General features: G+C 47.2%; 17 protein-coding genes, 10 tRNA genes, 3 rRNA genes and 1 other RNA gene. 29 read left to right on the top strand and 2 right to left on the bottom strand.

Going from position 1 to position 23,211, the window contains the following annotated elements:
- Nucleotides 1-19: 19 nt before the first annotated feature.
- The 29 genes from PWYN_RS11030 to PWYN_RS10895 all read left to right on the top strand — a co-directional run bounded on the left by PWYN_RS11030 (nucleotide 20) and on the right by PWYN_RS10895 (nucleotide 20,596).
- The gene (locus PWYN_RS11030) at nucleotides 20-1,297 is read left to right on the top strand and encodes a radical SAM family protein (RefSeq protein WP_036651407.1); all 1,278 of its coding nucleotides are present in this window, start codon (nucleotides 20-22) and stop codon (nucleotides 1,295-1,297) included.
- A 122-nt stretch (nucleotides 1,298-1,419) separates the two neighbouring features.
- On the top strand, nucleotides 1,420-1,617 hold the full coding sequence (gene rpmE / locus PWYN_RS11025; protein WP_036651404.1) for a 50S ribosomal protein L31: 198 nt from the start codon (nucleotides 1,420-1,422) through the stop codon (nucleotides 1,615-1,617).
- A gap of 115 nt (nucleotides 1,618-1,732) precedes the next feature.
- Nucleotides 1,733-2,000: signal recognition particle sRNA large type (gene ffs, locus PWYN_RS28675), an RNA gene on the top strand.
- Nucleotides 2,001-2,133: 133 nt separating this feature from the next.
- Nucleotides 2,134-3,903: a DNA polymerase III subunit gamma/tau gene (dnaX, locus tag PWYN_RS11020; protein ID WP_036651402.1), complete on the top strand. Its 1,770-nt coding sequence runs from the start codon at nucleotides 2,134-2,136 to the stop codon at nucleotides 3,901-3,903.
- A 45-nt stretch (nucleotides 3,904-3,948) separates the two neighbouring features.
- The gene (locus PWYN_RS11015) at nucleotides 3,949-4,260 is read left to right on the top strand and encodes a YbaB/EbfC family nucleoid-associated protein (RefSeq protein ID WP_036651400.1); all 312 of its coding nucleotides are present in this window, start codon (nucleotides 3,949-3,951) and stop codon (nucleotides 4,258-4,260) included.
- A gap of 41 nt (nucleotides 4,261-4,301) precedes the next feature.
- A complete protein-coding gene (recR, locus tag PWYN_RS11010) occupies nucleotides 4,302-4,901 on the top strand; it encodes a recombination mediator RecR (protein WP_036651398.1) in 600 nt (199 codons plus the stop codon).
- Nucleotides 4,902-5,104: 203 nt separating this feature from the next.
- A complete protein-coding gene (locus PWYN_RS11005) occupies nucleotides 5,105-5,371 on the top strand; it encodes a hypothetical protein (RefSeq protein ID WP_036651396.1) in 267 nt (88 codons plus the stop codon).
- A 21-nt stretch (nucleotides 5,372-5,392) separates the two neighbouring features.
- Entirely contained in the window at nucleotides 5,393-5,656 is a 264-nt protein-coding gene (locus tag PWYN_RS11000; RefSeq protein ID WP_036651394.1) for a pro-sigmaK processing inhibitor BofA family protein, read from the top strand.
- A gap of 326 nt (nucleotides 5,657-5,982) precedes the next feature.
- A 16S ribosomal RNA gene (locus PWYN_RS10995) occupies nucleotides 5,983-7,540 on the top strand.
- A 122-nt stretch (nucleotides 7,541-7,662) separates the two neighbouring features.
- Nucleotides 7,663-7,779: ribosomal RNA gene (gene rrf, locus PWYN_RS10990) — 5S ribosomal RNA — on the top strand.
- A gap of 42 nt (nucleotides 7,780-7,821) precedes the next feature.
- Nucleotides 7,822-7,898 (top strand) — tRNA-Ile (locus PWYN_RS10985).
- 23 nt (nucleotides 7,899-7,921) lie between these two features.
- Nucleotides 7,922-7,997: transfer RNA gene (locus PWYN_RS10980), tRNA-Ala, on the top strand.
- A gap of 236 nt (nucleotides 7,998-8,233) precedes the next feature.
- A 23S ribosomal RNA gene (locus tag PWYN_RS10975) occupies nucleotides 8,234-11,161 on the top strand.
- Together the 16S, 23S and 5S rRNA genes with 10 tRNA genes alongside form the textbook arrangement of a ribosomal RNA operon.
- 68 nt (nucleotides 11,162-11,229) lie before the next feature.
- A tRNA-Ser gene (locus PWYN_RS10970) sits at nucleotides 11,230-11,321 on the top strand.
- A 29-nt stretch (nucleotides 11,322-11,350) separates the two neighbouring features.
- Nucleotides 11,351-11,427 (top strand) — tRNA-Met (locus PWYN_RS10965).
- A 9-nt stretch (nucleotides 11,428-11,436) separates the two neighbouring features.
- A tRNA-Val gene (locus PWYN_RS10960) sits at nucleotides 11,437-11,512 on the top strand.
- Nucleotides 11,513-11,542: 30 nt separating this feature from the next.
- Nucleotides 11,543-11,618 (top strand) — tRNA-Thr (locus tag PWYN_RS10955).
- A gap of 14 nt (nucleotides 11,619-11,632) precedes the next feature.
- Nucleotides 11,633-11,710 (top strand) — tRNA-Asp (locus PWYN_RS10950).
- Between the two features lie 65 nt (nucleotides 11,711-11,775).
- Nucleotides 11,776-11,848 (top strand) — tRNA-Phe (locus tag PWYN_RS10945).
- Nucleotides 11,849-11,856: 8 nt separating this feature from the next.
- Nucleotides 11,857-11,942 (top strand) — tRNA-Tyr (locus PWYN_RS10940).
- Between the two features lie 8 nt (nucleotides 11,943-11,950).
- A tRNA-Lys gene (locus PWYN_RS10935) sits at nucleotides 11,951-12,023 on the top strand.
- 141 nt (nucleotides 12,024-12,164) lie between these two features.
- Nucleotides 12,165-13,265 (top strand): PucR family transcriptional regulator, encoded by a 1,101-nt coding sequence (locus PWYN_RS10930; protein ID WP_240479715.1) that lies wholly within the window; start codon nucleotides 12,165-12,167, stop codon nucleotides 13,263-13,265.
- A gap of 119 nt (nucleotides 13,266-13,384) precedes the next feature.
- Nucleotides 13,385-14,506, top strand: coding sequence for an ABC transporter ATP-binding protein (locus tag PWYN_RS10925; RefSeq protein ID WP_036651392.1), 1,122 nt, complete (start codon nucleotides 13,385-13,387; stop codon nucleotides 14,504-14,506).
- Nucleotides 14,507-14,739: 233 nt separating this feature from the next.
- Nucleotides 14,740-15,678, top strand: a complete 939-nt coding sequence (hprK, locus tag PWYN_RS10920; RefSeq protein ID WP_036651389.1) for an HPr(Ser) kinase/phosphatase — start codon at nucleotides 14,740-14,742, stop codon at nucleotides 15,676-15,678.
- A 12-nt stretch (nucleotides 15,679-15,690) separates the two neighbouring features.
- Complete coding sequence (gene lgt, locus PWYN_RS10915; RefSeq protein WP_036651385.1) at nucleotides 15,691-16,731, top strand: prolipoprotein diacylglyceryl transferase; 1,041 nt, start codon at nucleotides 15,691-15,693, stop codon at nucleotides 16,729-16,731.
- Nucleotides 16,732-16,740: 9 nt separating this feature from the next.
- The gene (gene ppaX, locus PWYN_RS10910) at nucleotides 16,741-17,391 is read left to right on the top strand and encodes a pyrophosphatase PpaX (protein ID WP_036651382.1); all 651 of its coding nucleotides are present in this window, start codon (nucleotides 16,741-16,743) and stop codon (nucleotides 17,389-17,391) included.
- Nucleotides 17,388-17,900 carry an acyltransferase gene (locus tag PWYN_RS10905; RefSeq protein WP_036651378.1) on the top strand — a complete coding sequence of 171 codons (513 nt, stop codon included), beginning with the start codon at nucleotides 17,388-17,390 and terminating at the stop codon, nucleotides 17,898-17,900. The genes ppaX and PWYN_RS10905 overlap by 4 nt, the downstream gene beginning before the upstream one ends.
- Nucleotides 17,901-18,123: 223 nt before the next feature.
- Nucleotides 18,124-19,353, top strand: coding sequence for an acyltransferase (locus tag PWYN_RS10900; protein ID WP_240479765.1), 1,230 nt, complete (start codon nucleotides 18,124-18,126; stop codon nucleotides 19,351-19,353).
- A 58-nt stretch (nucleotides 19,354-19,411) separates the two neighbouring features.
- Nucleotides 19,412-20,596 (top strand): acyltransferase, encoded by a 1,185-nt coding sequence (locus PWYN_RS10895; protein ID WP_036651373.1) that lies wholly within the window; start codon nucleotides 19,412-19,414, stop codon nucleotides 20,594-20,596.
- 155 nt (nucleotides 20,597-20,751) lie between these two features.
- On the opposite strand, the gene gntK is transcribed toward PWYN_RS10895, so the two are convergent.
- Both gntK and PWYN_RS10885 read right to left on the bottom strand, forming a co-directional pair.
- Nucleotides 20,752-22,296, bottom strand: coding sequence for a gluconokinase (gene gntK, locus PWYN_RS10890; RefSeq protein ID WP_036651371.1), 1,545 nt, complete (start codon nucleotides 22,294-22,296; stop codon nucleotides 20,752-20,754).
- A 209-nt stretch (nucleotides 22,297-22,505) separates the two neighbouring features.
- Nucleotides 22,506-23,177: a GntR family transcriptional regulator gene (locus tag PWYN_RS10885; RefSeq protein ID WP_036651368.1), complete on the bottom strand. Its 672-nt coding sequence runs from the start codon at nucleotides 23,175-23,177 to the stop codon at nucleotides 22,506-22,508.
- Between the last annotated feature and the right edge of the window lie 34 nt (nucleotides 23,178-23,211).

Genomic DNA, 23,211 nt, shown 5'->3' with positions numbered 1-23,211 from the left:
TGATAAGAGGTGACTAACCATGTATTTGGTATATGCTGATGAGCAAGGAAATGTCTTTGATCATCCCGAACTGTACGGCTTGGCCCGCAGTGGAGATATGATTGTTGAAATATTAGAAGAAGAGTTAATTCCGCTGCCGGAAGGTGCTACGCTTGTAGGATTGCCGAATACACGGGCGGCAGGCATGAATCCTGAGACGGGTGAAATGCTACCCTTGCCGGTAGGATCTCAGGCTGTGGGTGCGCTTTTGCCGCAAGGATTTACACGCTTGTGCCTTCCCGGTTACGTGAAGACGGATAAATCTTATAAGCTTCCACTGTTCGGATACTCTGCGGTTGTATGGAAGGACGGGGGTTTTTACGTAGGAGCGGAACTTACGGATGACCCTGAAAAGTGGAATCCGCTCAACTGTGATACTAAGGATGTAAAAGCTGGTGTTAGCGAGCTTTTAACCAAATACCCAGAGAACCGCCTCTACGAGCATCTCTCCAACTGTGCACTTGAGTATGAATGTCTTACGTCTTCCAATAGCTTTTTAGGCCGCTGGGAGGGTGCTGTACCTGTCTCCCATTCCTGTAATGCAGGCTGCTTTGGCTGTATTTCCGATCAGCCGGAGGATAGCGGATTTGTCTCACCGCAGACACGGATGGACTTTCGTCCAAGAGTCGATGAGTTGGTACAAGTTATGTTGGAGCACCTGAAGACACCGGAATCCATTGTCAGCTTCGGGCAAGGCTGTGAAGGCGAACCTTCTACGCAAGCCAAGATCATTATTGAAGCTATGCGTGAAGTTCGAGCCACTACAAATATGGGATATATCAATATCAATACCAATGCCGGTTTAAGTGACCATATCCGCGGAATTGTTGATGCGGGTCTTGATTTGATGCGTGTCAGCACAATAAGTGCATTGGATGACCATTACAATGCCTATTACAAGCCGCGTGGATACACACTGGCTAATGTCGAGAAGTCCCTGAAGTACGCTGTATCTCAGGGTGTCTATACTTCAATTAACTATCTGGTGTTTCCGGGAGTAACGGACCGGGAAGAAGAGATTGAGGCTATGGTCGAATTTGTTAGACGTACAGAACTGAAGCTAATCCAAATGCGTAACCTGAATATTGACCCGGAGAGCTATTTGGGATTAATTCCTCCGGCCAAAGGTGAAATACTGGGGATGAAAACCATGCTTGATATTTTTCGTGAGGAACTACCGGATGTCGTTATCGGCTCATATACTCATATTCCGCCGGCTAATATGGCACGTATCAAATCAGGAAACGTCCATATTTAACACTCAAAAAATGTAAAATTGAAACATATTGCCGATTCATTTATTTCGTGGTAGAATATGAATATCTGTTCATTATAACTCTGTGCTCGCATGAGGCCCAGGGCAAAAGAGGTGAAATTCAAATGCAAGAAGCAATTCAACCAAAGTATAACTTGACTAAGGTAACCTGCGCATGTGGCAATAATTTTGAAGCTGGCTCTGTTAAACAAGAGCTTCGCGTCGAAATCTGCTCCAACTGCCACCCTTTCTTTACTGGTAAGCAGAAGTTCCTGGATGCTGGTGGTCGTGTCGATAAATTTAAGAAGAAATACGGTATCTAATTTAATTAGCCGTTTTGCGGCTTGATAACACAAACCCCCGACTTTTATAGTTGGGGGTTTTTGGATTGCTCAATATGGTTGATTTTTATTTAGGTGTGAGCTATACTTGAGTTCGCCGTGCTAGACGGGGAGGTAGCGGTGCCCTGTAACTCGCAATCCGCTGTAGCGAGGTTGAATTCCTGTTAGAGGTGCTGTCGATGTGAGGCCTTGGTCCCTACGTGCTGTGTTGACGACTGGGTCCTCCGCAATGAGTGCTTATGAACCTGGTCAGGTCCGGAAGGAAGCAGCCATAAGTAAGTTACTCTTGTGCCGGAGGGTTGCCTAGTCCGAGCAGTCGCGTAGGGTTGCCGCTTGGATCGCAGCTATCAATAACAGGTGCACGGTTTATACTTATAATTAATGCATCTTTGCGATAAGCGAAGATGCTTTTTGTTTTTGGTCAAAGCCTAAGGATTATAGTATAATAAGTAAGCGACAAACGCCGGGAATGCGGCAGTTGAAAGAGGGTAAAGCATAGTGGAACATATCGCGTTGTATCGTGCCTGGCGGCCACAGTCGTTTAAAGACATGGTAGGACAACGGCACATTATCCAAACGCTGCAGAATGCTATTCGTGAACAGCGGGTTTCGCATGCCTATCTGTTCAGCGGTCCGCGGGGAACCGGTAAGACAAGTGCTGCGAAGGTATTGGCTAAGGCGGTTAACTGTGAGCGCCAGCAAGGTTCGGAGCCTTGTAATGAATGCCCTTCTTGTCTGCGGATTACTGCGGGCAATGTAATGGACGTTCAGGAAATAGATGCTGCATCTAACCGGGGTGTAGAAGAAATTCGCGACTTGCGGGACAAGGTGAAATATGCCCCAACCGAGGTACGCCGTAAAGTGTATATTATTGATGAAGTGCATATGCTGACTACAGAAGCATTCAATGCTCTTCTTAAGACTCTTGAAGAACCGCCACCGCATGTAATGTTTATTCTGGCGACAACCGAACCCCATAAATTGCCGGCAACGATTATTTCGCGTTGTCAGCGCTTTGACTTTCGTAGAGTATCACTTGAGGAGCAGACAGGTCTGCTTAGTGAGATTTGCGAAAAAGAGGGGATTGAAGCGGACCCTGACGCATTACAGTATATTGCCCGTCTGTCAGATGGCGGTATGCGTGATGCACTCAGTATATTGGATCAGATATCCTCTTTTACGGATGGACATGTAACTTATCAGCAGGTACTCGGTATGACAGGAGGGATACCTGCAGAGCAATTTGCCCGGTTGGCTTCGGCCATACTGGAAGGTAACATGGGGCTTCTCCTGGAGTTGGTGGAGCAGCTTATGCATGAAGGTAAAAGTGCCGATAAATGTCTGGAGAATTTGCTCCATTATTTCCGCGATCTACTTATGATCAAAATGGTTCCGGGGGCAGATCAACTAACAGACCGAGTCTTAAATCCTGCAGAGTTCAAGGATATGGCGGCAGCTTTCTCCCGGGAGCGGCTTTTCGAGATCGTCGATACGCTGAACCGTTATCTTGGTGAGATGAAATATGCGACTCACCCGCAGACCTTGTTTGAGGTGGCTCTTATGAAGCTTTGCAGTATGCGGCAGGGTGATCGCCCAGTTACGATGGATTCATCTGCCTCGGTCGCTGTAACAGCCGGACTACCGGCTGTTGATCAGGGCGAATTGGTTATTCTGAAGAGACAGATCGCTGCGTTGGAGAAAAAGCTCGAACAAGCTATGCAGTCCGGCAGCATTTCTGGCGGAGGGCGTGAAGCGGGGGCTTCTTCTTCGAGATCAGGGGCTGCACAAAGCCTGGCTCCTCGTATATCTGCTCCTGGTAAGATGCCGCCTCATATGGATCTTTTCATTGCAAGCAAGGATAGCCCTGACTTTGCTGCGGTTTATAAGCAGTGGAGCTTTGTGCTTCAGGCTGTGAAAGAGGAGAAGGTAACCGTTCATGCATGGTTTGTGGATGGCGAACCCGTTTCTGTTATAGAGGATGCAGTCCTCGTTGCTTTCAAAAATACGATTCACCGTGACACTACAGAGAAGCCTGTCAACAGACAGGTTATTGAAGGAGTGCTGGCGGCTCGTTTAGGCAAACCATACCGACTTGTAACAATAATGCTTCGGGATTGGAACGAGGCTGCACTTAAGTCTGTGAGTCAAGCAAGTAAGGAAGAACTGCGGCTGGAAAATGAGCATGAAGTGGCAGGCGGAACATCAGAACCTTGGATTGATGAGGCGATCCAGCTGTTTGGGGAAGACCTTGTTATCATAAAAGAGTAAAAATATATTATCACGCGAATGCGTATTCCAGAGGAGAGATGATGTATGAATAATATGAACCAGATGATGAAGCAAGTTAAAAAAATGCAAGAGCAAATGCTTAAAGCCCAAGAAGAGCTTGGTGGCAAGGTAATCGAAGGAACTTCTGGCGGCGGAGTTGTAACAGTTCAAGTAAATGGTCATAAAAAACTGCTCTCCATTCAAATTAAGCCTGAGGCTGTTGATCCGGAAGATGTAGAAATGCTGCAAGATCTAGTAATTATCGCTGTAAACGATGCGCTTACCCAGGCGGAAGAGCTTGCTAATAATGACATGGGCAAATTCACTGGCGGCATGAAAATCCCTGGATTATTCTAATCCGTACTTAATAAAGCTATACCCAAAGGAGAACCACCACAGTGTATTATCCCGAACCGCTAGCTAAGCTGATCGATGCATTCACACGTTTGCCGGGGATTGGTCCAAAGACGGCTGCCCGGCTAGCGTTTCATGTGCTGAACATGAAAGAGGACGAGGTTATTGATTTTGCCAAGGCACTCGTAAGTGTTAAGCGTAATCTACACTATTGCTCGGTCTGCTGTAACATAACTGACACGGATCCTTGCCGTGTGTGTCAGGACAAGACTCGTGATCCTTCCGTTATTTGCGTGGTTCAGGATTCCAAAGATCTTGTTGCCATAGAGAGAACTAAGGAATTTAACGGGTACTATCACGTTCTACAAGGAGCTATATCCCCAATGGAGGGTATTGGACCTGATGATATCCGTCTAAAGGAGCTGCTGGCCCGTCTAAGTGATGAAAGGGTGAAGGAACTTATCATGGCGACTAACCCTAACATTGAAGGGGAGGCTACAGCTATGTATATTTCCCGGCTTGTCAGACCTTTTGAGATTAGAATTACCAGAATAGCTCATGGATTGCCCGTTGGGGGCGATCTTGAATATGCGGATGAGGTTACATTGTCCAAGGCATTGGAAGGTCGCCGTGAGCTTTTTTAATAGGTATTATCGGGTAGTGTGAGATTGTCTTGCTACTTTGAATTTCACTGAAAGATATGTTTCTTAAAAAGCTTTCACCATTAAGTGTGTAAAGAAGCCCGGTTTGGGCTTCTTTTTTTTTGGTTCTAAGTTTGTCCCTTTCCCGATATGAATGAGATTAGCGATGCAAGTATCGTTGAGTTCAATCTGAAGGGGGTATCGAAATGGGCTGGTGGAGTTATAAGCGTAGAAGTAGTAGAGAAGCCCAGAAGCATATGATTGACGATAACTGGGGGGCATACTTAGAAGTACAAAAAGCTCAATGGGAGTGGGAAAGAGCCCGTCTAATGTTTGATGAGGCTGCAGGAGAGGATCAGATTGATTACGCAATCTATATTCTTGAAGCGGCTGAACGAAAATATCAGATCCACTTAAAGCATGCCAAGTTGTTAGGTTTGAACCGCAGTCAAATGCAGTCGGAGGAACGGTAGTTATTAAAGGGGGGGACACACGTGAAGTTAGCGGCGATGGCTGTATTGATTATATCGGCGGCCTTACTAATATTTATAGTAATGAAAAAAAAGTTGGGGTGGGGCTGGATCAGCCTCTTTGGCACCCACTTGGTTCTGGCGGCTTTAGCTCTTTATGTGGTGAACTTCTCGGGGTTAATCAGTGGGGTATATGTACCTTTGAACCCCGTAACCATCGGCACAGTGACTATTCTTGGCTTGCCCGGTGTTATTATGTTATTGGGACTTAAAATATCATTGTTTTAAGGGTTGACGAGAGTTCGAAGTATATGATATATTAGTTTTCGGCCCTTTGGACAAGTTGTTCTCGAATAACTTGCCAAGATGGTAAAGCGAAAAGTTAAATTAAAAAAACGCTTGACTAGAACGAGGGTGCTGTGATATATTATAAAGGTCGCTGCTGAGACAAAATGAGCGACAAACGAGACATTGATCTTTGAAAACTGAACAACGAGTGAGTGGGATTTTACGAGAGTAAAATCCAAAATCATGGACTTCTTGAAGACCATGATCAGAGAATTTTTTAATTCTCGTCAGATGTTTCAAAATGAGCAATCGCTCTTTCTAAATACAATTTGGAGAGTTTGATCCTGGCTCAGGACGAACGCTGGCGGCATGCCTAATACATGCAAGTCGAGCGGAGTGATTTTGAAAGCTTGCTTTCAAAATCATTTAGCGGCGGACGGGTGAGTAACACGTAGGCAACCTGCCCCTTAGACTGGGATAACTACCGGAAACGGTAGCTAATACCGGATAATTTCTTTCCTCACCTGAGGAGAGAATGAAAGACGGAGCAATCTGTCACTGGGGGATGGGCCTGCGGCGCATTAGCTAGTTGGTGAGGTAACGGCTCACCAAGGCGACGATGCGTAGCCGACCTGAGAGGGTGAACGGCCACACTGGGACTGAGACACGGCCCAGACTCCTACGGGAGGCAGCAGTAGGGAATCTTCCGCAATGGGCGAAAGCCTGACGGAGCAATGCCGCGTGAGTGATGAAGGTTTTCGGATCGTAAAGCTCTGTTGCCAGGGAAGAACGTCCGGTAGAGTAACTGCTACCGGAGTGACGGTACCTGAGAAGAAAGCCCCGGCTAACTACGTGCCAGCAGCCGCGGTAATACGTAGGGGGCAAGCGTTGTCCGGAATTATTGGGCGTAAAGCGCGCGCAGGCGGCTATTTAAGTCTGGTGTTTAAACCTTGGGCTCAACCTAAGGTCGCACTGGAAACTGGGTGGCTTGAGTACAGAAGAGGAAAGTGGAATTCCACGTGTAGCGGTGAAATGCGTAGATATGTGGAGGAACACCAGTGGCGAAGGCGACTTTCTGGGCTGTAACTGACGCTGAGGCGCGAAAGCGTGGGGAGCAAACAGGATTAGATACCCTGGTAGTCCACGCCGTAAACGATGAGTGCTAGGTGTTAGGGGTTTCGATACCCTTGGTGCCGAAGTTAACACAGTAAGCACTCCGCCTGGGGAGTACGGTCGCAAGACTGAAACTCAAAGGAATTGACGGGGACCCGCACAAGCAGTGGAGTATGTGGTTTAATTCGAAGCAACGCGAAGAACCTTACCAGGTCTTGACATCCCGATGTAAGCATTAGAGATAGTGCCCCTCTTCGGAGCATCGGAGACAGGTGGTGCATGGTTGTCGTCAGCTCGTGTCGTGAGATGTTGGGTTAAGTCCCGCAACGAGCGCAACCCTTATGCTTAGTTGCCAGCACATTATGGTGGGCACTCTAAGCAGACTGCCGGTGACAAACCGGAGGAAGGTGGGGATGACGTCAAATCATCATGCCCCTTATGACCTGGGCTACACACGTACTACAATGGCCGGTACAACGGGCTGCGAAATCGCAAGGTGGAGCGAATCCCAACAAAGCCGGTCTCAGTTCGGATTGCAGGCTGCAACTCGCCTGCATGAAGTCGGAATTGCTAGTAATCGCGGATCAGCATGCCGCGGTGAATACGTTCCCGGGTCTTGTACACACCGCCCGTCACACCACGAGAGTTTACAACACCCGAAGTCGGTGGGGTAACCCGCAAGGGAGCCAGCCGCCGAAGGTGGGGTAGATGATTGGGGTGAAGTCGTAACAAGGTAGCCGTATCGGAAGGTGCGGCTGGATCACCTCCTTTCTATGGAGAATCGTTTCCTGTAACGGAAACATTCGAACAGAAGCGTAAGCTTCTATAGAACCTTCGGGTTCAAAACACTCACTCGTGTTCAGTTTTGAAAGAGCAAGTCTCTTTCGTATGCGTTTGGTGGCGATAGCGGAGGGGTTCCACACGTACCCATCCCGAACACGACCGTTAAGACCTCCAGCGCCGATGGTACTTGGACCGAAGGGTCCTGGGAGAGTAGGACGCCGCCAAGCGCAACCTTATGAGTTCTCTCATAAGATGCAATGATTGAATAAGGGCCTTTAGCTCAGCTGGTTAGAGCGCACCCCTGATAAGGGTGAGGTCGGTGGTTCGAGTCCACTAAGGCCCACCATTCAAACCTTTATATCCCATTATGGGGCCATAGCTCAGCTGGGAGAGCGCCTGCCTTGCAAGCAGGAGGTCAGCGGTTCGATCCCGCTTGGCTCCACCAAAACTTCATTTATTAATTTCCAAAACTTACTTGTAGCCAAGTAGTTACGGAAAATGATATGATCTTCTTCCGGGGTTAAAGCCGGATGAGATAAAACTTGATCCTTGAAAACTGGATACCGAAACGAATTTGCGTTTTAGAACATCTTATTACTGTAACTTGTGCAAACAAGTGAAGTGAAATTATGGCTTAGCGGAGATTTTCGATTGTGTAAACAAACGAAACATCGAAGCGTTGGTTAAGCTAATAAGAGCACACGGAGGATGCCTAGGCGCCAGGAGCCGACGAAGGACGTGGCGAACAACGAAACTGCCTCGGGGAGCTGTAAGCAAGCTTTGATCCGGGGGTGTCCGAATGGGGAAACCCAGCTGTGGTAATTCGCAGTTACTCATACCTGAATACATAGGGTATGTAGAGGCAGACCAGGGGAACTGAAACATCTAAGTACCCTGAGGAAGAGAAAACAATAGTGATTCCGTCAGTAGCGGCGAGCGAACGCGGAACAGCCTAAACCAAGGGGCTTGCCCCTTGGGGTTGTGGGACGTCTCACATGGAGTTACAAAGGAATACAGTAGATGAAGAGGTCTGGAAAGGCCCGCGATAGAGGTAAAAGCCCTGTAATCTAAACTGTGTTCTCTCCGAGACGGATCCCGAGTAGTGCGGGGCACGTGAAACCCCGTATGAATCCAGCAGGACCATCTGCTAAGGCTAAATACTACCTGGCGACCGATAGTGAAACAGTACCGTGAGGGAAAGGTGAAAAGCACCCCGGAAGGGGAGTGAAATAGAACCTGAAACCGTGTGCTTACAAAAAGTCAGAGCCCTATCTATGGGTGATGGCGTGCCTTTTGTAGAATGAACCGGCGAGTTACGTTTAACATGCAAGGTTAAGTCGAGAAGACGGAGCCGCAGCGAAAGCGAGTCTGAATAGGGCGATTTGAGTATGTGGACGTAGACCCGAAACCGTGTGATCTACCCCTGTCCAGGGTGAAGGTGCGGTAACACGCACTGGAGGCCCGAACCCACGCATGTTGAAAAATGCGGGGATGAGGTGGGGGTAGCGGAGAAATTCCAATCGAACTCGGAGATAGCTGGTTCTCCCCGAAATAGCTTTAGGGCTAGCCTCGGTATTAGAGTAGTGGAGGTAGAGCACTGATTGGTTGCGGGGCCCGCAAGGGTTACCAAGATCAGTCAAACTCCGAATGCCATATACTTATTGCCGGGAGTCAGACAGTGAGTGCTAAGATCCATTGTCGAAAGGGAAACAGCCCAGACCATCAGCTAAGGTCCCCAAGTGTGTGTTAAGTGGGAAAGGATGTGGAGTTGCACAGACAACCAGGATGTTGGCTTAGAAGCAGCCACCATTGAAAGAGTGCGTAATAGCTCACTGGTCGAGTGACTCTGCGCCGAAAATGTAACGGGGCTAAACACACCACCGAAGCTATGGCTAGATACATTGTATCTGGGGTAGGGGAGCGTTGTATATACGTTGAAGGTATACCGTGAGGAGTGCTGGAGCGTATACAAGTGAGAATGCCGGTATGAGTAACGAAAAGATCAGTGAGAATCTGATCCGCCGAAAGCCCAAGGTTTCCTGAGGAAGGCTCGTCCGCTCAGGGTAAGTCGGGACCTAAGGCGAGGCCGAAAGGCGTAGTCGAAGGACAACAGTTTGAAATTACTGTACCACCGTAATCCGCTATGAGCGATGGGGTGACGCAGGAGGGTAGTGACGCGGACTGATGGAAGTGTCCGTCTAAGCAGTGAGGCTAATGTGTAGGCAAATCCGCACATTATTAGGCCAGGCTGTGATGGGGAGCGAAAATTGTAGTAGCGAAGGTCATGATCTCACACTGCCAAGAAAAGCCTCTAGCCAGGAGAAGGTGCCCGTACCGCAAACCGACACAGGTAGGCGAGAAGAGAATTCTAAGGCGCGCGGAAGAACTCTCGTTAAGGAACTCGGCAAAATGACCCCGTAACTTCGGGAGAAGGGGTGCCCCGGTAGTGTGAATAGCACGAGGGGGCCGCAGTGAAAAGGCCCAAGCGACTGTTTAGCAAAAACACAGGTCTGTGCGAAGCCGCAAGGCGAAGTATACGGGCTGACGCCTGCCCGGTGCTGGAAGGTTAAGGGGAGCGGTTAGGAGCAATCCGAAGCTGTGAACCGAAGCCCCAGTAAACGGCGGCCGTAACTATAACGGTCCTAAGGTAGCGAAATTCCTTGTCAGGTAAATTCTGACCCGCACGAATGGCGTAACGACTTGGGCGCTGTCTCAACGAGAGATCCGGTGAAATTTTAATACCTGTGAAGATGCAGGTTACCCGCGACAAGACGGAAAGACCCCATGGAGCTTTACTGCAGCTTGATATTGAATTTGGGTACGATCTGTACAGGATAGGTGGGAGCCAGAGAAGCAGGAGCGCAAGCTTCTGCAGAGGCGACGTTGGGATACCACCCTGATCGTATCTAGGTTCTAACCTAGTGCCCTAATCGGGTACGGGGACCGTGTCAGGCGGGCAGTTTGACTGGGGCGGTCGCCTCCTAAAGAGTAACGGAGGCGTTCCAAGGTTCCCTCAGAATGGTTGGAAATCATTCGAAGAGTGCAAAGGCATAAGGGAGCTTGACTGCGAGACCTACAAGTCGAGCAGGGACGAAAGTCGGACTTAGTGATCCGGTGGTACCGCATGGAAGGGCCATCGCTCAACGGATAAAAGCTACCCTGGGGATAACAGGCTTATCTCCCCCAAGAGTCCACATCGACGGGGAGGTTTGGCACCTCGATGTCGGCTCATCGCATCCTGGGGCTGAAGTAGGTCCCAAGGGTTGGGCTGTTCGCCCATTAAAGCGGTACGCGAGCTGGGTTCAGAACGTCGTGAGACAGTTCGGTCCCTATCTGTCGTGGGCGCAGGAAATTTGAGAGGAGCTGTCCTTAGTACGAGAGGACCGGGATGGACGTACCGCTGGTGCATCAGTTGTTCCGCCAGGAGCATGGCTGAGTAGCTACGTACGGACGGGATAAGCGCTGAAAGCATCTAAGCGTGAAGCCCCCCTCAAGATGAGATTTCCCAATTAGTAAGACCCCTTGAAGACGACGAGGTAGATAGGTTGGAGGTGGAAGTGCAGCAATGCATGGAGCTGACCAATACTAATCGGTCGAGGGCTTATCCAAATATCTAAACGCAGATTTGTTTCGGATTCAGTTTTCAGGCGATTAAGCCTGAATGATTAATTTGATTTGGAGAGATACCCAAGTGGCTATAAGGGGACCCTCTGCTAAGGGGTTAGACTGCGTTAGCGGTGCGAGGGTTCGAATCCCTCTCTCTCCGCCATTTCAAATCATTCATTACCTTGTTATTGTGGCGGCGTAGCTCAGCTGGCTAGAGCGTACGGTTCATACCCGTGAGGTCGGGGGTTCGATCCCCTCTGCCGCTACCATACATACCCGGAGGCTTAGCTCAGCTGGGAGAGCATCTGCCTTACAAGCAGAGGGTCGGGGGTTCGAACCCCTCAGCCTCCACCATTTTCAAACTTTAGGTCCTTTTTACACCGTGCCGGTGTAGCTCAACTGGTAGAGCAACTGACTTGTAATCAGTAGGTTGGGGGTTCAAGTCCTCTCGCCGGCACCATTATTATTAAGTGAGGAACCGTGGTGTAGTTGGCCTAACATGCCTGCCTGTCACGCAGGAGATCGCGGGTTCGAATCCCGTCGGTTCCGCCATTTTTTTCCACCAAACGAAGTGGGAAGTGTATGACTTACCGCTTTATTTTTATGCAACTTTATATGGCTCGATAGCTCAGTCGGTAGAGCAGAGGACTGAAAATCCTCGTGTCGGCGGTTCGAATCCGTCTCGAGCCACTTTTCTTGGGGGATTAGCGAAGCGGCCAAACGCATCAGACTGTAAATCTGCTCACGTAAGTGTTCGGTGGTTCGAATCCATCATCCCCCACCATTTTCTATGAGCCATTAGCTCAGCTGGTAGAGCACCTGACTTTTAATCAGGGTGTCGAAGGTTCGAATCCTTCATGGCTCATACGTTTAGGAAAAAGTCATTACCTTAGGGTAATGGCTTTTTTGTTGTATTAAGTACTTTTACCCCTCAGAAATTAGGCAAGTCCGCATGAAGATGAAAAATATGATAAAATAAGCAAAAAAACAAAAGTGGTGGACTATTGTGACTATAGAGAGCGAGATATTACGTCAAAAGTTAGAGCAACTTACTGGGAAGAAAGCCGGGATTAAGCAATTTGGAAGACAGGATTCAAAATCTCTATTCGGGCTAGGCTCACAAGAGAGTGATCAGCCGGTTATCCTCGATGATAATATTTGGACGCCATTATATGAGAACGATGGGCGTATTACCGCTGTATCCGTGGAGATGGAAGGCTTATCTGCTATGGAGGTGCAACTGGTCCATTTTGCCGTGAGAAGCTTCGCTACTGCGCTCAAGGCTACAGGGGTTAAGGAAGAAGGCGAGATGGAGGCCCTTCAGCTGAGCAAATGGCTTAATCTACAGCTTGAGCAGGAAAGGGAAGACACCGAGCTTCCAGATGATATTGCATTGAAAAGCCGACTTTTTGGGGACATGATTCCCTTTTTACTGATAAGTGAAAATGTACATAATGCGCCGATCTCCTATCGTTCATTGATGAAGCTTCTACGCAGTTATTTTGATAGTACGGTTATTCTTATCCCGTTGCAGGAAAAGGAGTGGCTCATTCTAGCGCGCAAGGAACTGCTAACAGACGGAGATGATAAGGAAGAGGAAGAAGAAAGTGAAGATGATCTGCTGTCACAGACCAGCATGGGTCTGCACGAACTGATTGCCAATGAGTGGGTAGGTGTATTCCATCTGGCAGTAGCACCTGCAATTGTACCTGTTAAAGGCTTGACCGGAGCAGTAGCACTTTTACGTGAGACTATAATATTGGGCCGTATTTTTCAAGTGGGGGAATACATTCATTTGCCATGGGAACTTCATTTGGAGAGATTGGTTAATAGTATTCCCGATGCACGGCGTAGACAGTTACTTGGACAGATTGGAGATTACACGTCCGTTTTATCGGATAAAGAAATGCTTCAGACTTTAGAGACTTTTTTTGAAATGGAATGCAATGTAAGCGAAACCGCTAAGAAATTATATATTCATCGAAACACGTTGCTTTACCGTCTGGACAAGATCAAACAGGAGACAGGTGCGGATGTACGAAGCTTTGGAGATGCTGCAATTGTGAAGTTGACCATGCTTTTGTATAAAGTGACGAAAAGGAAATAATTTTTTTGTGAAGGTTACAAATAGCCAGCCCACAGTGTGTGAGGTAAGATAGGTATACGGAAACGAAATCATACAATCTTTACAAACTTTAATATAATTGATCCGAGGGGGAAAATTAAATGGCAGGCGTACGTTTAGAGCACATTACAAAAAAATACCCAGGTTCTGATAAAGCAACAGTAGCAGATATCAATCTTGATATTAAAGATAAGGAATTTCTAGTATTGGTAGGACCATCCGGTTGCGGTAAATCAACAACACTACGGATGATCGCTGGCTTGGAGGAAATTTCCGAAGGTAAAATGTTCATCGGCGACCGCGTTGTTAATGACGTAGCACCGAAAGACCGCGATATCGCGATGGTATTCCAATCCTATGCCCTTTATCCGCATATGAGCGTATACCAAAACATGGCGTTTGGTTTGAAATTGCGCAAAGTTAAAAAAGATGAAATCGATAAAAAGGTTCGCGATGCTGCAAAAATTCTCGATATCGAGCATTTGCTTGAGCGTAAACCAAAAGCTCTTTCCGGTGGTCAACGCCAACGTGTAGCTTTGGGACGTGCGATTGTCCGCGATCCACAAGTATTCTTGATGGATGAGCCTTTGTCCAACTTGGATGCTAAACTTCGTGGTCAAATGCGTGCTGAAATCACTAAACTGGTTAAGCGCCTTGAAACTACTTGTATCTATGTAACGCATGACCAAACAGAAGCTATGACAATGGGTGACCGTATCGTAGTTATGTATGATGGTATCATTCAACAAGCAGCTACTCCTGAAGTGCTTTACAATGAACCGACAAACTTGTTCGTAGCCGGCTTTATCGGTTCTCCAACAATGAACTTTATCAATGGTACATTGTCCGAAGCTAACGGAAGCGTTCGTTTCCGCGCAGAGAACCTTGATGTTGAAGTGCCGGGCGGAAAAGCTCAAATCATTCGCAGCAAAGGTTTCATCGGTAAAGAAGTTATTATGGGAGTTCGCCCAGAAGATATTCATGAAGAACCAGTATTCTTGGAAGCTTCACCAAACACAATCTTCACATCGTTGGTTGATGTAACTGAAAACCTCGGTCATGAAATGTTGCTCTACTTGAGTGGTCTTGGCAACAGCACTGTTATTGCCCGTGTAGACGGTCGTTCTACTACTCGCGAAGGTAGCAAGCCTAAGCTGGCAGTCGACATGAACAAGGTACATTTCTTCGACAAAACTTCCGAACTTAACATTCTATTGGGATAAGACCCTACGTCTTTTCTCCTTTCAGAAAGCCACCCGAAAGGGTGGCTTTTTTTGATGAATGTGAAGGATGAATAATGAACCGGGAACTCCGGAGCAAAGGGCGTTATGATTGCATTCATAGTCGTTATCAATTAAGATAGCAGAAGAATTACCTCCGACAGACTGGTGATACTTCACGATCAGGGTGCAGGAGAAGCGGACATCAACCGCAGGTGACGAAAGGACGAATATACATGGCTAAGAAAGTAAAAGTATCTGAATTGGTACAACATTTTCAATTAGAAGTCATTTCCGGACAGGAGGGTCTCAAGAGACTTATTACAGTTGACGACTTGAATCGTCCCGGGTTGGAGATGGCTGGTTATTTTGAATATTATCCAGAAGAACGTGTCCAGTTGCTCGGTAAGACGGAGCTAGCGTTCTTCTCTATGCTGCCAGAGGAAGAAAAAATTAGCCGAATTCGGGGGATCTGCAATGATAATACACCCTGTATTGTCATTACCCGTTCTTTGGAAGTCCCGCAGGAGTTAATAGATATAAGTAATGAGAAGGGCCTGCCTGTACTTCGGAGCGCAATGGCTACTACAATTTTTTCCAGCCGTCTGACTAGCTTTCTGGAAGGTAAATTAGCGCCAACAGCCACTATTCACGGCGTACTCTGTGACGTATATGGTGTAGGTATGTTGATTACAGGAAGTAGTGGGATTGGTAAGAGTGAGACTGCATTGGAGCTTGTTAAACGCGGCCACCGCCTAATTGCGGACGATGCGGTAGAAATCCGCCAAACCTCTGACAACCAGCTGCATGGTACGGCACCTGAATTGATTCGCCACCTGCTGGAAATTCGCGGGGTGGGTATTATTAATGTGATGACCTTGTTTGGTGCAGGGGCCATTCGTAATCATAAACGTATTACGCTTGTGGTTCGACTGGAAGCCTGGCAGCAAGATAAACAATATGACCGTCTGGGTCTGGATGAAGAGACTACACGTATTATTGATACGGATATTCCGTTGGTTACTATTCCTGTACGTCCAGGACGTAACCTTGCCGTTATTATTGAAGTAGCAGCGATGAACTATCGCTTGAAGCAAATGGGCTTTAATGCAGCTTTGCAATTTACCAATAAGCTAACTGCCACCATTTCTGAAGATATGGACGATATGGATTAGGAGAGTGAGAGAATGTTTCCACTGGCTTTAGATCCGATTGTTTTCTCAGTTGGATCAATACCCGTTCACTGGTACGGTTTGATTTTAGGTTTTGGCGCATTGGTGGGATTATTTCTTGTAATCCGTGAAGGCAGACGTTACGGTATTCCACAGGAATTTTTCATGGATATGCTGCTTCTTGGCTTTCCCTCAGCGATTGTTGGGGCACGGATTTACTACGTAGCTTTTAAATGGAATGAATATAAGGACAACCCTCTGGATGTATTTAAAATCTGGAACGGTGGCATAGCCATCTACGGGGCATTAATCGGTGCGATCATTTGTGGAATTATCTATTTCCGATACAAAGGATACCCTTTCTGGCGAATAATTGATATTTGTGCACCTGGACTGCTGGCAGGGCAAATGATCGGCCGCTGGGGAAATTTTATCAATCAAGAGGCATACGGCGGAGTTGTCGAGGAGTCTTTCCTGCGTGACAAGCTTCATTTGCCTGACTTCATCGTAAACCAAATGTACATAAATGATGGCTTAAGGGAAGCCTTTCGTCATCCGACCTTTTTGTATGAATCTCTATGGAGTCTAATCGGAATCATACTGCTGTTGGTACTGCGGCGCCAGAGATTTTTACGTGCGGGAGAGTTGTTCCTGTCCTACTTCATCTGGTATTCCATCGGGCGTTTCTTCATTGAACCTTTACGTACAGACAGCCTGGCGTTTAATGGAAACAGCGGCGTGGAAGCTCTTATAAACGGTCTTTGGACTCCAATGAAATGGTTGGGCTTCGAGCAAGGCTATCTGGATCCGGCTTACGGTAATGTTCGTATTTCCCAACTGTTATCGTTGCTCATTATTCTAGTAGCTATTGCTCTAATTATTATCCGTCGGGTTACTGGACAGGCCAAGGCGCACTACTCAGACCCGATTATTAGCTCCAAAACTCCTGCTTCAGATACATTGATGCCTGAAGGTGCGGAAAATACACAACGAAAAGTTCTACCTAACAGCCCTACTGAGACTAAGCAACCGGATGGGGAAGACAAAAAGGAGTAGTAAATTATTATGATAGAATGCGTTCTCTTTGATCTGGACGGAACCATTGTTGACACGAACGAACTGATTATAAATTCGTTCATGCATGCGTTGAAGCAGAATTCCCTTCCTCTTCTTAGCCGGGAGCAGATCATCCCCCATATGGGAACGACCCTTCAGCAGCAGATGAGAGCTTTTTCAGGTCTTGAGGATGTAAGTAAGCTCGAACTGTCCTACCGTGAGTTTAACTATGAACATCACGATGCTCTGGTCCGACCGTTTCCGCAGGTCAATGAAACCATGGAAGAGCTGCGCCGGCGTGGAATTAAGATGGGCATCGTAACGACCAAGATTCGCCCGACAACGATTAAAGCGTTGGAGATGTTCGATTTGATGCAGTACATGGATACCATTGTAACGGTTAACGATGTAACAGAGCCCAAACCTCATCCCGAGCCTGTACTCACTGCGGTCCATAACCTGGGAGTGGATCTTCGAAAAACACTAATGGTTGGTGATAGCGCTGTTGATATCCAATCGGCAAAGAGTGCCGGTGTTGTTGCTGCGGGTGTGGCCTGGTCGCTCAAAGGTGAGGAGATCCTCCGTAAATATGAGCCCGACTATATCATCCATGATATGGCGGAGATATTAGCTATCGTAGAGCAGGGGACGAATGAATAGTGAGAAAAGTAACCCGCTATCCTGTAGAAGGCCATAATTCCTTGTGGTATATCTACCGCACGGTCAGTCCTTGGAAGGGTGTTAAGAATTTTATTTTCATCCAAATTGCCCGCTACTGCCCGATATTATCGGTGAAGAATTGGATATACCGCCGGATCCTGGGGATGAAGGTTGGGCGGCATACGGCATTTGGATTGATGGCGATGGTTGATGTATTTTTTCCGGAGAAAATAACGGTTGGAGACAATTCAATTATCGGCTATAACACAACTATCCTGGCACATGAGTACCTGATCAAGGAATATCGCTTGGGCGAGGTTCTTATTGGTGAAAATGTATTGATTGGCGCCAACTGTACCATACTCCCCGGGGTAACCATTGGAGACGGTGCGATTGTAGCTGCGGGTTCGGTGGTCCATAAGGATGTTGCCGCTGGAGCTTTTGTCGGTGGAAATCCCTTGCGTGAACTAAGAGCAGGATCATCCAACGAAGATGTGGAAGACTTGTGAAACGTTTACTTCCCTGCAGGTTATTTTGCGTGTTGGAGCGCAACTCCTGCAGGTTTTTTGACGTCTTACATATCATAATAGAATCGCGGGTTCTCGTAGCAGCTTACATCAGACTATCAGAGTGTTATTCATCACGGGCAGGCTTCCTGATAACAGATCAACTTCCGATTAACGTCTCTATGAACGGACACCTTAGTAGAGAAGGGGAATTTAATTGAATTCTGTGAAACAAGAAAGACTGCCCCAGTTGGATATTTATCGAGCATTAGCCATTTTGGGAGTGCTTCATGTGCACTCTTCCTCCTTTGCCGCCGGGGAGCAAGCACTGCAATCGCCTTATTATTACTGGATTAATGCTATTAATATCTTCTTCAAGTTTGGTACACCCTCTTTTATTTTTCTCAGCAGCTTTGTTTTGTTTTATAATTATTACGGTCGGCCTGTTACGCGAAGCCTCATAGCTAATTTTTATCGCCGCCGCCTGATGTTTATTCTATTACCCTATTTACTAGCTTCTATAGGCTATTATGGGCTAACTTTATATGTAAACGGTCAATTGTCATGGAGTGCGGGGGAGAACCTGCTTCGATTTCTAAAAGCTTTGTTCACAGGGAACGCGTATGCCCACTTGTATTTTGTGTTTATAAGCATCCAGTTCTATGTACTGTTCCCGCTGGTGCTTAAGCTTCTGCAAAGTTCGCGTCCGCTCACCCGTTGGGTGATTCCTATTGGACTCGGGCTTCAGTGGGGATTCATAATATGGAACAAGTACCAGCTTCATATTGTGGAAAAGGGCAGCTTGGCTATTTCGTACTTTGCGTATTACATGATGGGGGCTTATATTGCCATTCATTTCGAAGAGATAAAAAAGTGGCTCTTCACTCCTTGGGGACAACTGCCTAAGTTGCAAAAGAGTCTCACATGCCTGCTTTTTTCTAGTTGGCTAATCGCCGCTTTTATACATATGCAGTTATGGTATGAGGGGCGCCATAATGGGGTATGGACCAATTCGTTATGGTACGAGCTGTTATGGAATGTACACACAATGCTGTCAGCGCTGGTGTTACTGTATCTAACCTTTCTTATTCACCGTAAGGCTCCACGTGCTCTCGTTGCTTTTCTAACACGTCTGGGAGAGTTATCCTTTGCTATTTATCTCATTCATCCGTTATTGTTAGCAATATACCGGCGTTTCCGCTATAACATCTCCCCAGATTCGTTGACCTATGTGCTCTTTGTGTATGGGGGATTAGTGGTTGCGCTTGGCGGGAGCTGGCTGATGGTGCAGTTTGCGTTCCGTCGGATCCGTCCGGCGTGGATAATCTTCGGGAGTGTACCCCATTCACTGGCTCCCTCTCCTAGAGGTAAGCCGGCACCTGAATTACTGGGTGAGGAAAAGCGAAGTGTCGGACCCGCAACGGATGAGGGGTCTAAGAGAACACTTGGTGGATAAGAGCTAAATTTACTAAACTTTCATCTTCAGATGCGGAGTGGAGCAGGAGGAAGGAACTTTGAGTCAAAAAGAACGGATTCCGCAGTTGGATATTTTTCGGGCGGTCGCTATTCTAGCAGTGCTTGCTATCCATGCCACCTCGCGTACATTAAGTGAGATGCTGGATACGTCTTTATTTCATCCCTTTCTTTTCATTAATAAGTTCAACCAGTTTGCTGTACCTTCTTTTGTTTTCCTGAGTGGGTTTGTCTTATTCTACAATTATATAGATCGGCCATTGAATGGGAAAATGCTGGGTAAGTTCTATGGTAAACGGTTGCTTTATATTATCGTGCCTTATGTTGTTTTCTCACTGCTGTATTTTATATTGAAAATGTATGCAGGGAACACATGGAATCTGCCTGCAGAAGAACAGATCGACAAGCTGGGCAAATATTTGTTAAAAGGGACTGCGTATACGCATTTGTATTACGTCATTATTATTTTTCAGTTCTATGTGCTGTTTCCCTTATTCTTATGGTGTATGCAAAAGAGCCGCCGGGTTGCCGCTTGGGCGCCCTTAATCGGATTGCTGCTTCAATGGGGATTTGTCCTTCTAAATAAATATATGACTAGAAATGGCTATTGGGAGCTGTCTAAGGGCAGTCTTGCCATTACGTATTTTTCTTATTTCCTGTTGGGGGCTGCCATTGCTATTTACTATTCCTCATTGAAAAAATGGCTTATCCCCTCGCGTGAAGGATGGCGCTCAGGAAAAGGATTGGCCTGGATCAGCCTGTGGACAGCATGGGTTGTAGCAGGGGTAGTGCATGTTGAACTCTGGTATAGAAGCTATACAAAGGGTACAGTCATTAACAGCTTGTGGTACGAGGCATTTTCGAATGTACACGCTCTTCTGTCATGTCTGGTGTTAATGCAACTCTCATTTCTTCTATATGGTTACGGACGGAGTAGGTTGTCTGTATGGTTAAGCTCAATAGGCGCCTGCTCCTTCGGCATTTATCTGCTGCATCCGGCACTGCTCTATTTCTATAGAGAAATCCCATTTCACGGAGGCTCTCTCGCCTATACGGCCGCGATTGCAGGGGGCTGGCTTGTTGCGCTGTTCGGTTCATGGCTAGTTGTAGCCTTGGCCTTCCGTTATGTGAAGCTCTCTTGGATCCTGTTCGGATCCGTTCCTCCGAAACCGGAGTCCGGGGTGAAGAGAATAGTTACGGATATGTCAGTCAAAGCCCAAGGATAAGGTTGGGAACAGTTTATACGTGGTTGATATTTAATCATTAGGTCATTTACACAAAAAGCGTCAGCTTTCCGCCTGAGTGGGGGAGCTGACGCTTTTTGTGTAAATATATGAAAGTACAAGTTTTCAGTATACTTAGCCATTTCTTCATGCTTCTTTTATGACTTGGCGAAGTCTCTTTGGAATTTGGCAATGGCTTCATATTGGCTCTCTAAGCTGCGGTAAACGGATATATATATGGGCAGCAGTTGTTTGTATACGGTGGCATGTTCCTCGATGGGTTCATGTTTATGGGTGGACCCGATCATATCAAATACGATTTCCAGGGTATCTGTCATTCCGGTTGCATACATTCCGAGTACAGCTGCCCCTAGGCAAGAGCTCTCAAAGCTCTCAGGAACGACTACCTCTTGGTCAAAAATATCCGCCATCATCTGCCGCCATAACGCGGAACGGGCAAAGCCGCCTGTAGCCAGAATCTGCTTAGGCCGTCCGATCTGCTCCTCCATGGCCAAGAGGACTGTGTATAGATTAAAAATTACACCCTCAAGTACGGAGCGGATCATATGCTCCTTCCGGTGACTCATGGTTAGTCCGAAGAAGGAGCCGCGTGCATCGGGGTACCACAAGGGCGCTCTTTCCCCAGTTAGGTAGGGGTGAAAGAGTAGTCCTTCACTCCCTGGGGATACCTGCTCCGCAATCCGCGTCAAGACATCGTAGGGATCAATACCAAGCCGTTTGGCTGTCTCCACTTCGGAGGCAGCGAATTCATCACGAACCCAGCGAAACAGCATTCCACCGTTGTTAACCGGTCCGCCAATGACCCAGTGGTTCTCCGTTAGTGCATAACAGAAGATTCGGCCTTTCGGATCGACCACCGGATGGTCTACAACGGTACGAATAGCACCGCTTGTGCCGATGGTAGCTGCTACAACACCCGGTTTAATAGCTCCTACTCCAAGATTGGAGAGGACACCATCGCTTGCGCCTATTACAAATTTTGTAGAAGGCAGCAATCCGAGCTCTTCTGCCTTTCCAGGCAATAATCCCTGTAATACGTAGGTAGTGGGCACGAGCCTGGAGAGACGTTCTTCTGTAATGCCCGTAATCTCCAACGCTTCAACATCCCAGTCCAGATTCACTAGGTTGAGCATACCCGTAGAAGATGCAATGGAGTGATCCACTACATATTCACCGAACAGCTTGGCAAACACGTATTCTTTAATGGAGATAAATTTATAGGCTCTATGAAAAAGTTCCGGCTGATCTTCCCGGAGCCACATTAGCTTGGTGATAGGAGACATAGGATGAATGGGTGTACCGGTACGAAGGTAAAGCTCATGACCGTTAAGCTCATTCTTCAAGCGCCGGGCACATTCTGCACTTCGATTGTCTGCCCAGGTAATACAAGGGGTAAGGGGATTTCCCTCTTGATCCACGGCGATAACACTATGCATTGCAGAGCTGAAAGAGACGAAGTTAATCTGTTCAGCCCGGGAGCCGCTTTGTTGTACGACCTTTGAGATGGTATTTATGACCGCCTGCAGAATTTGCTCGGGGTCCTGCTCGGCGATAGATGGTGAAGGTTTATGGAGCGGGTAGCCTTCATCGGCCCCGGCAACAATACTTCCATTCTCCTCAAATAAAACAGCTTTTGTGCTTGTAGTTCCAATATCAACGCCAATCATATAGGGTGGATTCATCCGTCAGCCTTCTTTCACAAATGTAGCTGTACGGGTCAGCCTTACAACTCAGCGGTCCCGCTCCTACATCTAATTTTGACTGCTATAATTACCAATACGAAGAGGGATTACCCGGTAATGGTAAATCGTATACTTGTCGACAACTAAATTTGAAAAAAGAGATGTTATTATAGGTAAAGTAGGGCGCTTTACGCATACACCTGCCCTTGTTAAGGCAGACTGCGAATGAGTGTTTCCCCAGAGTCTGCAAAGTACTCCTGGACAACCCTGCGAATAGTTTCGGCATCTCTGGAACGAAGTCCATCGACAACCGTCTGATGTTTGTCAGCGACCCAGTTCATACGATCCTCACCGTTTTCAAATCCTTTTTCGGTTGTAATTAGAATGACCGTCATCACAATGTGGCGAATACTGTTCCATAAATGCAGGATCCGTGAATGATTAGCTTCCGTAATGATGGCTTCATGAAAGGAAAAATCTTGATGCGCAAAATCCACAAAATTATTATGCTTAACGGCGAGCTTCATTTTGTCGATACTCTGCTCAAGCTGTGAGATCAATGCTTCATGATTGCCTTCTGCCAGCCTCTGCTGTGCAAAGCTTTCAATAAGATACCGTACATCATAAAGTTCCTCAACATCCTTCAAATTCAACCCGATAACCACAGCACCCATCCTCTCCAGACGGATTAATCCCTCTATGGATAATGATTTAAGCGCTTCCCGAACGGGGGAGCGGCTAGTGCCGAAATCTGCAGCAATTCGATTCTCCGATAGAATCTCTCCGGGTTTAATCTTTTCATTTATAATTTGCAGCCTGAGCTCACAGGCGATTGATTCTCCGAGAGAGGATCCTTGAAGCCAGGCGGAAGGGTATTGCATTTTGACTCGACTCCTCTATGCGTGATGGGTATGT

The organism is Paenibacillus wynnii (genome assembly GCF_000757885.1).
GTDB classification, from domain to species: domain Bacteria; phylum Bacillota; class Bacilli; order Paenibacillales; family Paenibacillaceae; genus Paenibacillus_AQ; species Paenibacillus_AQ wynnii.
This window is presented reverse-complemented; position numbering and strand designations above follow the sequence as displayed.